At 60.7% G+C, this 10,907-nt stretch carries 11 protein-coding genes and 1 pseudogene; 11 read left to right on the plus strand and 1 reads right to left on the minus strand.

The features are described from left to right. Positions 1 to 14 precede the first annotated feature (14 nt). The 10 genes and pseudogenes from pcaK (at position 15) to pcaC (ending at position 8,643) form a co-directional block, all read left to right on the plus strand. Positions 15 to 1,361, plus strand: coding sequence for a 4-hydroxybenzoate transporter PcaK (pcaK, locus tag AC3WN7_RS15755; protein ID WP_095965105.1), 1,347 nt, complete (start codon positions 15 to 17; stop codon positions 1,359 to 1,361). Between the two features lie 270 nt (positions 1,362 to 1,631). Next, positions 1,632 to 2,489 (plus strand): CoA transferase subunit A, encoded by an 858-nt coding sequence (locus tag AC3WN7_RS15760; protein WP_007976681.1) that lies wholly within the window; start codon positions 1,632 to 1,634, stop codon positions 2,487 to 2,489. Further along, positions 2,489 to 3,268, plus strand: coding sequence for a CoA-transferase subunit beta (locus tag AC3WN7_RS15765; protein ID WP_102674192.1), 780 nt, complete (start codon positions 2,489 to 2,491; stop codon positions 3,266 to 3,268). Before AC3WN7_RS15760 ends, AC3WN7_RS15765 begins: the two co-directional genes overlap by 1 nt. Continuing rightward, positions 3,265 to 4,470, plus strand: coding sequence for a 3-oxoadipyl-CoA thiolase (gene pcaF / locus AC3WN7_RS15770; RefSeq protein ID WP_172435688.1), 1,206 nt, complete (start codon positions 3,265 to 3,267; stop codon positions 4,468 to 4,470). The genes AC3WN7_RS15765 and pcaF overlap by 4 nt, the downstream gene beginning before the upstream one ends. A 37-nt stretch (positions 4,471 to 4,507) precedes the next feature. Beyond that, positions 4,508 to 5,212: a protocatechuate 3,4-dioxygenase subunit beta gene (pcaH, locus tag AC3WN7_RS15775; protein ID WP_007976686.1), complete on the plus strand. Its 705-nt coding sequence runs from the start codon at positions 4,508 to 4,510 to the stop codon at positions 5,210 to 5,212. 1 nt (position 5,213) lies between these two features. Further along, entirely contained in the window at positions 5,214 to 5,780 is a 567-nt protein-coding gene (gene pcaG, locus AC3WN7_RS15780; protein WP_015093849.1) for a protocatechuate 3,4-dioxygenase subunit alpha, read from the plus strand. Between the two features lie 107 nt (positions 5,781 to 5,887). After that, positions 5,888 to 5,987: pseudogene (locus AC3WN7_RS15785) on the plus strand (hypothetical protein); the annotation flags it as partial. Positions 5,988 to 6,071: 84 nt separating this feature from the next. Next, positions 6,072 to 7,436, plus strand: coding sequence for a 3-carboxy-cis,cis-muconate cycloisomerase (locus AC3WN7_RS15790; protein ID WP_095965108.1), 1,365 nt, complete (start codon positions 6,072 to 6,074; stop codon positions 7,434 to 7,436). A 12-nt stretch (positions 7,437 to 7,448) separates the two neighbouring features. Further along, entirely contained in the window at positions 7,449 to 8,240 is a 792-nt protein-coding gene (pcaD, locus tag AC3WN7_RS15795; protein WP_102674193.1) for a 3-oxoadipate enol-lactonase, read from the plus strand. A 10-nt stretch (positions 8,241 to 8,250) separates the two neighbouring features. After that, on the plus strand, positions 8,251 to 8,643 hold the full coding sequence (gene pcaC / locus AC3WN7_RS15800; protein ID WP_102674194.1) for a 4-carboxymuconolactone decarboxylase: 393 nt from the start codon (positions 8,251 to 8,253) through the stop codon (positions 8,641 to 8,643). Positions 8,644 to 8,766: 123 nt separating this feature from the next. On the opposite strand, the gene AC3WN7_RS15805 is transcribed toward pcaC, so the two are convergent. Further along, complete coding sequence (locus AC3WN7_RS15805; protein WP_102674195.1) at positions 8,767 to 10,026, minus strand: OprD family porin; 1,260 nt, start codon at positions 10,024 to 10,026, stop codon at positions 8,767 to 8,769. 391 nt (positions 10,027 to 10,417) lie between these two features. Between AC3WN7_RS15805 and AC3WN7_RS15810 the strand changes: the two genes are divergently transcribed. Continuing rightward, positions 10,418 to 10,894, plus strand: coding sequence for a hypothetical protein (locus AC3WN7_RS15810; RefSeq protein ID WP_146022383.1), 477 nt, complete (start codon positions 10,418 to 10,420; stop codon positions 10,892 to 10,894). Positions 10,895 to 10,907: the final 13 nt, after the last annotated feature.

Raw genomic sequence — 10,907 nt, forward strand, 5'->3', positions numbered from 1 at the left:
ACGGAATAAAAATAATGAACCAGCCCCAGTCTGCTGTAGGAAACTGCCTTGACGTGCAGTCCTTCATCAATGCTCAACCCATTTCGCGCTACCAGTGGCGTGTAGTCATCCTGTGTTTCCTGATTGTCTTTCTCGATGGCCTCGATACCGCGGCCATGGGGTTCATTGCGCCGGCTCTGTCGCAGGATTGGGGAATCGATCGCGCCAGCCTCGGCCCGGTGATGAGCGCGGCTCTGATCGGCATGGTCTTTGGTGCACTGGGCTCCGGGCCATTGGCTGACCGCTTTGGGCGAAAAGTCGTACTGGTCGGGGCGGTGTTGTTGTTCGGTGCCTTCAGCCTGGCTTCGGCCTACAGCACCAACGTCGAGCAATTGCTGGTATTGCGCTTTTTAACCGGGTTGGGCCTGGGCGCCGGCATGCCGAACGCCACGACTCTGCTGTCGGAGTACACCCCGGAGCGCAAGAAGTCCCTGCTGGTGACCAGCATGTTCTGCGGTTTCAACCTTGGCATGGCTGGCGGTGGCTTTATCTCGGCCAAGCTCATTCCGGCCTTTGGCTGGCACAGCTTGCTGCTGATCGGTGGAGTCCTGCCGCTGATCCTCGCCGTCGTTTTGCTGTTCTGGCTGCCGGAGTCGGCGCGTTACCTGGTGGTGCGTAACCGCGGTACGGATAAAGTGCGCAAGGCACTGGCGCCGATTGACCCGACGATGGTGGCCCAGGCGTCCAGTTTCAGCGTGCCGGAACAGAAGACCGTGAAGGCGCGCAATGTGTTTGCGGTGATCTTCTCCGGTACCTACAGCGTCGGCACCCTGCTGCTATGGCTGACCTACTTCATGGGCCTGGTGATCGTCTACCTGCTGACCAGTTGGCTGCCGACGCTGATGCGTGACAGTGGCGCGAGCATGGAGCAGGCCGCCTTCATCGGCGCGCTGTTCCAGTTCGGTGGCGTGCTCAGTGCAGTGGGCGTGGGCTGGGCGATGGACCGGTTCAATCCGCACAAGGTCATTGGCACTTTCTACCTGCTTGCCGGGGTGTTTGCCTACGCGGTGGGGCAGAGCCTGGGCAACATCACAATACTGGCGACGCTGGTGCTGGTGGCGGGAATGTGTGTCAACGGTGCGCAATCGGCGATGCCGTCACTGGCGGCACGGTTTTACCCGACTCAGGGGCGGGCCACCGGCGTGTCGTGGATGCTCGGGATCGGCCGCTTCGGCGCCATTCTCGGGGCGTGGATGGGCGCGACGCTGCTGGGGTTGGGCTGGAACTTCGAGCAAGTGCTGACGGCGCTGGTGATTCCGGCGGCGCTGGCGACTGCGGCCGTTGTGATCAAGGGCATGGTCAGTCATGCGGATGCGACATGACCGCCTGATCTGGAATCTCGTGTTGGTTTGAGGACCCATTCGCGGGCAAGCCCGCTCCCACAGGGATACGCGGTCACCTGTGGGAGCGGGCTTGCTCGCGAAGCTTTTGATCTGGATTGTTAGTCGAGCAACAATATGTTCGATTATCGAACGGTTACTCGATTATCGGATTGTTTGGTGTTTTGCACAGGCTTAACCTTCAGTCATTCCGGCGCTGCGCATCGGCGCCTTCTTCCACTGTCGGTTAACAACAAACGGGAGCCTGCCCCAATGGCTGAAATTCTTTCGCTGCACGACGCGGTGAAGCAATTCGTGAACGACGGCGATACGGTCGCACTCGAAGGCTTTACCCATCTGATCCCGACTGCCGCGGGCCACGAAATCATTCGCCAGGGCAAGAAAGACCTGACCCTGGTGCGGATGACCCCTGACTTGATCTACGACCAGTTGATCGGTGCCGGTTGTGCCCGCAAGCTGATTTTCTCCTGGGGCGGCAACCCGGGTGTCGGCTCCCTGCATCGCCTGCGTGACGCCGTCGAGAAACAGTGGCCACACCCGCTGGAAATCGAAGAGCACAGTCACGCCGACCTGGCCAATGCCTACGTCGCCGGTGCTTCCGGCCTGCCGTTCGCGGTGCTGCGAGCCTACGCCGGTTCCGACCTGCCGAAGGTCAACCCGCTGATCAAGTCCGTTACCTGCCCGTTCACCGGCGAAGTGCTCGCCGCCGTGCCTTCGGTGCGCCCGGACATCACCGTGATCCATGCACAGAAAGCCGATCGCAAAGGCAACGTGCTGCTCTGGGGCATTCTCGGGGTGCAGAAAGAAGCCGCACTGGCCGCCAAGCGTTGCATTGTCACCGTTGAAGAGATCGTCGACGACCTCAATGCACCGATGAACGCCTGCGTGCTGCCGACCTGGGCCTTGAGCGCGGTTTGCCACGTACCTGGCGGTGCGCATCCGTCCTACGCCCACGGTTACACCGAACGCGACAACCGTTTCTACCAGGCCTGGGACCCGATTGCCCGCGACCGTGAAACCTTCACCGCGTGGATCAACGAATACATCCACGGCAGCGCTGACTTCAGCGAGTTCCAGGCCAAACTGGCCGCCGCTTCGGAGGCGAAGTAATGACTTACACCACCAATGAAATGATGACCGTCGCCGCCGCTCGCCGCCTGAAGAACGGTTCGGTTTGCTTTGTGGGCATCGGCCTGCCATCGAAAGCGGCCAACCTGGCGCGCCTGACGTCTTCGCCTGATGTGGTATTGATCTACGAATCGGGTCCGATCGGTGCCAAGCCGAGCGTATTGCCGCTGTCGATCGGTGACGGTGAATTGGCGGAAACCGCCGACACCGTGGTCCCGACCGGCGAGATTTTCCGCTACTGGCTGCAGGGCGGACGCATCGACGTCGGTTTCCTCGGCGCGGCGCAGGTTGACCGTTTCGGCAACATCAACACCACAGTGGTCGGCGATTACCACGCGCCGACAGTGCGTCTGCCAGGCGCCGGTGGCGCGCCGGAGATTGCCGGTTCCGCCAAGAGCGTGTTGATTATCCTCAAGCAGTCGGCGCGCTCCTTTGTCGACAAACTCGACTTCATTACCTCGGTCGGCCACGGCGAGGGTGGCGATTCGCGCAAGCGTCTCGGCCTGCCAGGCGCCGGTCCGGTGGGAATCATTACTGATCTGTGCATCATGGAGCCGGAAGCCGGCACCCATGAGTTCGTGGTCACTGCACTGCACCCGGGCGTGACCCGCGAGCAAGTGGTCGCCGCCACCGGTTGGGCAATCCGTTTTGCCGACAACGTTGAGCAAACCGCCGAGCCGACCGACGTCGAGCTGACCGCGCTGCGCGATCTCGAAGCCCGTACCGCAGCGGCCCACGGCCAAGCCCCCGGAGAAGCGTGATGCGTGACGTTTTTATCTGCGACGCGATTCGTACCCCCATCGGCCGTTTCGGTGGTGGTCTGTCGACGGTGCGTGCCGACGACCTGGCCGCCGTGCCGATCAAGGCCTTGATGGAGCGCAACCCGTCGGTGGACTGGAGCGCCGTGGACGAGGTGTTCCTCGGCTGCGCCAACCAGGCTGGCGAAGACAACCGCAACGTCGCGCGCATGGCGCTACTGTTGGCGGGGCTGCCGCAAAGCATTCCCGGCGTGACCCTCAACCGCCTCTGCGCTTCGGGCATGGATGCCATCGGCACCGCGTTCCGCGCGATCGCCAGCGGCGAGATGGAGCTGGCGATTGCCGGCGGCGTCGAGTCGATGTCCCGCGCACCGTTCGTGATGGGCAAGGCCGACGCGGCGTTCTCGCGCAACATGAAACTCGAAGACACCACCATCGGCTGGCGCTTCATCAACCCGCTGATGAAAGCCCAGTACGGCGTGGACGCGATGCCGCAGACTGCCGACAACGTCGCTGACGATTACAAAGTCTCCCGCGAAGACCAGGACGCCTTTGCACTACGCAGCCAGCAGCGCACCGCCGTCGCGCAAGCCGCCGGGTACTTCGCCGAAGAAATCGTCGAAGTTCGGATTGCCCACAAGAAGGGTGAAACCGTGGTCAGCCAGGACGAGCATCCTCGCGCCGACACCACCCTGGAAGCCCTGACCAGACTGAAACCGGTCAACGGCCCCGATAAAACCGTCACCGCCGGCAATGCCTCGGGTGTGAACGACGGGGCCGCCGCGTTGATCCTGGCCTCGGCCGAAGCCGTGAAGAAACACGGCCTGACCGCCCGCGCCAAAGTGCTGGGCATGGCCAGCGCCGGTGTTGCACCGCGGGTGATGGGCATCGGCCCGGTGCCCGCGGTGCGCAAACTGACCGAGCGCCTCGGCGTGGCAGTCAGCGATTTCGATGTGATCGAACTCAACGAAGCCTTCGCCAGCCAGGGCCTGGCGGTTCTGCGTGAACTGGGGATCGCCGACGATGCCGCCCAGGTCAACCCGAACGGTGGCGCTATTGCCTTGGGCCATCCGTTGGGCATGAGTGGTGCGCGTCTGGTACTGACGGCGTTGCATCAGCTGGAAAAGACCGGCGGCAAGAAAGGACTGGCGACCATGTGCGTCGGTGTCGGCCAGGGTCTGGCTTTGGCAATCGAACGGGTCTGACACACCCTGTCGGCTAACAAGAACTGAGGAAAGAGTAATGACTGACAAGCCTGGTTACCGTCGCCCGCAGGAGGGTACTCAGCCGGAGTACCTGCATCCGACCTATCAATCCACCAACCTGCGCTCGCCGTCCAAGCCGTTGGTGTTTCTGCCCCATTCGTTGTCGGAAATCACCGGGCCAACCGTCGGCGCCGAGCGCGTCAACGAGAAGGACAATGACCTCACCGCTCAGCACGAAGGTCAGCCACAGGGCGAGCGCATCATCATTCACGGCCGCGTGCTGGACGAAAACGGTCTGCCGGTTCCGGGGATTCTGGTGGAGATCTGGCAGGCCAACGCCGCCGGTCGCTATGCCCATGCCCGTGACCTGCACGATGCGCCGCTGGACCCGAATTTCACCGGCACCGGCCGTACCGTGACCGACGCCGATGGCTGGTATCAGTTCCAGACCATCAAGCCCGGTGCGTATCCGTGGGGCAACCACCACAACGCCTGGCGCCCGGCGCACATCCACTTCTCGCTGTTCGGGCCGAGCATCCTGACGCGCCTGGTGACGCAAATGTATTTCCCGGGCGACCCGCTGCTGGCGTACGACCCGATCTACAACTGCGTGCCCGATACCCGCGCCAAAGAGCGCTTGATCGCCTCGTTCGACCTGGAAAAAACCATCCCGTCCTATGCCCTCGGTTATCGCTGGGACATCGTTTTGCGCGGCCGCGACGCCACGCCGATGGAGAAATAAGATGACGCTGACTGCGACCACGTCCCACACCGTCGGGCCGTACTACCACATCGGCCTGACCTGGCTGAACCGCGAAGACCTGACCGTCGAACAAACCCTGGGCGAGCGCGTGGCGATCACCGGGCAAGTGCTCGACGGTAATGGCGACATCGTCAACGACGCGATGCTGGAAGTCTGGCAGGCCAACGCCGCCGGTAAGTATGACCATCCGGAGGACGACCAGGAAAAACCCCTGGACCCGAATTTCGAAGGCTTTGGCCGGGTGCCGGTGGATGCCGAAGGGCGTTTTCGTTTCACGACCATCAAGCCGGGAACGGTCGAGGGGCTCAAAGGCACGACTCAGGCACCGCACCTGGTGGTACTGGTGTTTGCCCGTGGTCTGGTGAAGCACCTGCTGACACGGATCTACTTTGAGGGGGAGGCGGCCAACGTGAACGATCCATTGCTGGAATGCGTGCCGGCCGAGCGTCGCGGTACCTTGCTGGCCCGGAAGGATGCGTCGGGTGTGTATCAGTGGAATGTAATTCTGCAAGGCACTGATGCGGAGACGGTGTTCTTCGATTATTGAATGAACACCGCCGCTCCCACAGTGGATTTGTATTGCCGATCTATCTGTGGAACGGGGCTGTTACAAGGCGTGTCTAGACTCTGACTGCCCCCATTGAGTGAAAAACAATGACAACGACCACCGCTATACACCGGTGAGGAGCGCAGCAAGCGGATCTTCGCCATCGTCGCTGCCTCGTCCGGCAATCTGGTCGAATGGTTCGACTTCTTGCCGAAACAGGCGAAGTATCTGCATCACGATCTTTGATCTTCATGCGCGGGTCGCAAAGGCCCGCGCCTTCAGGAACTGCTTATGAACCAGCGACCGGGCAATCAATTGTTCGATGCCTATTTCACTACCCGCGATATGCGTGAAGTGTTCTGCGATCAGGGCCGGGTCCAGGCCATGCTCGATTTCGAAGCGGCACTGTCCCGGGCACAAGCGCGAGTCGGCTTGATACCATCGAGTGCAGTCGCGCCGATTGAGGCGGCTTGTAGCGTCGGGCTCTACGACTTTGCGGCGTTGGGTGAGGCGATTGCCACGGCGGGTAACTCGGCGATTCCGTTGGTCAAGGCGCTGGGCAAGCAGATCGCTGCGCAGAATGCGGAGGCCGAGCGTTACGTACATCTGGGCGCGACCAGCCAGGATGTGATGGACAGCGGCCTGGTGCTGCAATTGCGTCGTGCGCTGGAGCTGATCGAAAGCGATCTGGCGCAGCTGGGGCAGGTCCTCGCGTCCCAGGCCCGGCAATACGCGACCACACCATTGGCCGGGCGCACCTGGTTGCAGCATGCGACGCCGGTGACCCTCGGCATGAAAATCGCCGGTTGGCTGGGGGCGGTGACCCGCAGTCGCCAACGCCTGGCTGAATTGAAACCGCGTTTGCTGGTGCTGCAATTCGGTGGTGCGTCCGGCACCCTCGCGGCACTTGGCGAGCAGGCCATGCCCATTGCCCAGGCGCTGGCCGAAGAACTGCAACTGACCTTGCCCGAGCAACCCTGGCACACCCAGCGCGATCGTGTGGTGGAGTTCGGCGCGGTGCTCGGGTTGATCGCCGGCAGTCTTGGCAAACTCGGTCGCGACGTCAGCCTGCTGATGCAAACCGAAGCCGCCGAAGTGTTCGAACCTTCTGCGCCGGGCAAGGGCGGTTCCTCAACCATGCCGCACAAGCGCAATCCGGTGGGCGCGGCGGTGTTGATCGGCGCGGCGACGCGTGTACCCGGTTTGCTCTCGACACTGTTCAGCGCCATGCCCCAGGAACACGAGCGCAGTCTCGGACTGTGGCATGCCGAGTGGGAAACCCTGCCGGAGATTTGCTGCCTGGTGTCGGGCAGCCTGCAGCAAGCGTTGCTGATCGCCCAGGGACTGGAAGTGGATGCCGGGCGCATGGCGCACAACCTCGATCTGACCCAGGGCCTTGTGCTCGCCGAAGCGGTGAGCATCGTCCTCGCCCAACGGGTCGGCCGCGATACCGCACACCATCTGCTCGAACGCTGCTGCAAACGCGCGGTGGCCGAACAGCGTCACCTGCGTGCGGTGCTCGGCGACGAACCGCAAGTGACCGCCGAGCTGTCGGCGGCTGAACTCGATCATCTACTGGACCCTGCCCATTACCTCGGCCAGGCCCAAACCTGGGTCGAGCGGGCGGTGGCCGAACATTCTGCATTGACTGCCTGAAGGAGAATTGCTGTGGCTTTTGTACAACTCGCCGAGGGCGAACTGCATTATCAACTGGATGGACCGGTCGATGCGCCGGTGCTGGTACTGTCCAACTCTTTGGGCACCGACCTGCACATGTGGGACACGCAAATCCCGGCGCTCTCCAAGCATTTTCGCGTGTTGCGTTTTGATACTCGCGGCCATGGCCAGTCATTGGTCACGCCGGGGCCTTACAGCATCGAGCAACTGGGCCACGACGTGCTCGCCTTGCTGGATGCCTTGCACATCGAGCGCGCGCACTTCTGTGGCTTGTCCATGGGCGGACTGATTGGCCAGTGGCTGGGGATCAATGCCGGCGAGCGCCTGAACAAGCTGATCGTGTGCAACACTGCGGCGAAAATCGGCGATCCGTCAGTGTGGAATCCGCGTATCGAAATGGTCCTGCGTGATGGTCAGACGGCCATGGTTGCCTTGCGCGATGCCTCGATTGCCCGCTGGTTCACTCCGGACTTCTCTGCCGCCAACCCGGCGGCGGCCAAGCAGATTACCGACATGCTCGCGGCCACTTCGCCCGAAGGCTATGCGGCCAATTGCGCGGCGGTGCGTGATGCCGATTTCCGCGATCGGTTGTCCTCGATCAAGGCGCCGTTGCTGGTGATTGCCGGGACCGAAGACGCAGTGACGCCGCCATCCGGTGGGCATTTCATTCAGGAGCATGTGCGCGGGGCCGAGTACGCCGAGTTCTATGCCGCGCATTTGTCCAACGTCCAGGCAGGCGATGCGTTCAGCGAGCGCGTGCTGGCGTTTCTGTCGGCTGATTGAGGGGATTCTCGTGGACGAAAAACAACGTTATGACGAGGGCATGAAGGTCCGTCGCACGGTCCTTGGAGACGCGCATGTCGACCGCAGCCTGACGACCCTGACCGAGTTCAACTCGGAGTTTCAGGAGATGATCACCCGCCACGCCTGGGGCGACATCTGGACCCGCCCGGGCCTGCCGCGCCATACCCGCAGCCTGATCACCATCGCCATGCTGATCGGCATGAACCGCGAGGGCGAACTCAAACTGCACCTGCGCGCTGCCGCCAACAACGGCGTGAGCCGTGGCGAGATCAAGGAAGTGATCATGCAGAGCGCCATCTACTGCGGCATTCCGGCAGCCAATGCGACCTTCCACCTGGCCGAGTCGGTGTGGGATGAGTTGGGGGTCGAGTCGCGGGAGTAAGCGGTAAAACGGTGAACAACCTGTGGGAGCGAGCTTGCTCGCGATGGCGTCGGCACATTCACTATTGATGTCGCCTGATACACCGCCATCGCGAGCAAGCTCGCTCCCACATTTGTTTTGTGTTTACAGCAAACTGATCGGATAGCTGATGATCAACCGGTTCTCATCGAACTCGTTATTGCTGTAATCCCGGCGCATGGTCGAGTTGCGCCATTTCAGATTCAAGTCTTTCAGCACGCCGCTCTGCACGGTGTAGCCCAGTTCCGATTCACGTCCCCATTCCTTGCCGTCGGTGATGTTGCCGGTGTGCACATTGTCGCCGCTGATATAGCGGTTCATCAGGGTCAGGCCCGGTACGCCAAGGGCGGCGAAGTTGTAGTCGTGGCGTACTTGCCAGGATTTCTCCCGGGCATTGTCGTAGCTGGAGTTGTAGCTGTCGTTGGCCAGGGTGCCGCCGCTGGTGCCGTTGACCCGCATCCAGGCGCTGTCGCCGGTGAGTTTCTGCAGGCCGACGTAGAAGGTGTGGCCGCCGTATTTGGCCGAGAACAAACCGTACAGGGTTTTGTTGTCCAGCTCGCCGGCCCGGGCGCTGCCGTCATCCTTGCCGTAGAAGAAACCCAGGTTGGCGCCCAGGGTCCAGTCGCCAAGCGGTTGGCTGTGGATCAGGTTGACGAATTGCTGGCTGTAGATGTCCTTGAGCTCGGCGTTCCACAGACCAATCTGGGTGCGCTTGTCATTGAACACGTACTCACCGCCCTGGAAGTTAAAGCGGTCGGAGGTGAACGCAGCTTTGCCGGTCATCGACATGTCGTTCATGCTGCTGTCATCGCGCGGGCTGTTGGCGCGGAACTGGCCGCCGTACAACGTTAGTCCGTTGATTTCTTTCGAGGTGATCTGACCGCCACGGAAGGTTTGCGGCAGCGAACGACCATCGTCCGAACGCAGGATCGGCAGCACCGGCATCCATTCGCCAACCTTCACTTCTGTCTGGGACAGCTTCGCTTTGAACGCCACGTTGGTGCGGCCGAAGTTGTCCGCCGGGCGGCCGTCATGGTCCAGCGGCAGCAGTTGCGTACCGCCGGTGCCTTTGCCGCCGTCGAGCTTCACCGAATACAAACCCAGCACATCCATGCCGAAGCCGACAGTGCCCTGGGTGAACCCGGATTTGGCATCGAGGATGAAACTCTGCGTCCACTCCTCAGCTTTGCCCTGGGCCTTGGTCGGGTTGGTGAAGTTGCGATTGATGTAGAAGTTACGCAGGTTCAGGTTGACCTTGGCGCCCTCGACAAAACCCGATTCCTCGGCGCTGGCGGGCAGGGCCGCGCAGGCCAGGGCAATGGCAATCAGGCTGGGAACGAAGTACGGCGCGGGAGTAGGCGTCATGGGCTCGGGTCTCTCTAATTCTTGGGGATGAAACGCGGTGATGCCGCAACCCGGGGGTTGCAGACGAACAGTCGAAATCATGAAAAGCGAAGCGAATCAGCCGGGGAGGGCAGGGCGCGGGGGCATGGTGTCGAACCTGTTGTTATTGGTCTTGTGCGACGAATGGTGCGGGGAATGTACTGGATGGTTCAATCAGCGAAAGCAGGTTTTGGGCGATTATCGAACGAAAGTGTGTTCGTGCGAATCAGTATTTGTTTCGATTTTTCAAGTTTCATGTGTGGGGGCTGTTGTCAACCATTAGACCTGATAGTTGTCGTGAGGAATTTCATGAGTTAGGTTTTTATCGTGTTGTCCAAGTGTGATTAACTAACGCTTTAAATAGGAAGTTGCCATGAAGATTCCAAGGTCGAAGAATGGATGGCCAGTTATTGATAGGGGAGATGTACCGCCTGTATCGGGAAGATTGAATGGAATTCTCAAGGTGCAAGGCGAAGAAGCTATTAATGTTACAGCGACGGGTTTATATTTTTATTGGTTCAAGGACCCCGCCTATTTTTTTCTGCTCGCAGAGGACAAAGAAGAAATCGGGATGGAGTTGGCTCTCATCGGTGGCAAGCTTGAGGCTGGCAAATCATACGATATTAGTATGGCTCCTGGTGATGTGGAGGCGACGTTCCTTTGGGATGGGTCTACGGGACATTCTCAATCGGACAAGCTCGGGGAGCTAAATGTCAGATTCATTACTCCGGTAGGTGATTTTGAGGAAATCGAAGGGTATTTTAGTTTTGAATATACAGAGATGGGTGTTGGATTTGAGCGGAAAGTAGAATTTTCGTGTCAGAGGTTTTCGTTCAAAGTGCCAAAATAAATAATGTCGTGAA

The organism is Pseudomonas sp. FW305-70 (assembly GCF_058783925.1).

Bases quoted from the DNA above. Each gene is read 5' to 3' on its own strand.
- pcaK (WP_095965105.1), top strand. From the start codon at position 15: ATGAACCAGCCCCAGTCTGCTGTAGGAAACTGCCTTGACGTGCAGTCC.
- AC3WN7_RS15760 (WP_007976681.1), top strand. From the start codon at position 1,632: ATGGCTGAAATTCTTTCGCTGCACGACGCGGTGAAGCAATTCGTGAAC.
- AC3WN7_RS15765 (WP_102674192.1), top strand. From the start codon at position 2,489: ATGACTTACACCACCAATGAAATGATGACCGTCGCCGCCGCTCGCCGC.
- pcaH (WP_007976686.1), top strand. From the start codon at position 4,508: ATGACTGACAAGCCTGGTTACCGTCGCCCGCAGGAGGGTACTCAGCCG.
- pcaG (WP_015093849.1), top strand. From the start codon at position 5,214: ATGACGCTGACTGCGACCACGTCCCACACCGTCGGGCCGTACTACCAC.
- AC3WN7_RS15790 (WP_095965108.1), top strand. From the start codon at position 6,072: ATGAACCAGCGACCGGGCAATCAATTGTTCGATGCCTATTTCACTACC.
- AC3WN7_RS15805 (WP_102674195.1), bottom strand. From the start codon at position 10,026: ATGACGCCTACTCCCGCGCCGTACTTCGTTCCCAGCCTGATTGCCATT.
- AC3WN7_RS15810 (WP_146022383.1), top strand. From the start codon at position 10,418: ATGAAGATTCCAAGGTCGAAGAATGGATGGCCAGTTATTGATAGGGGA.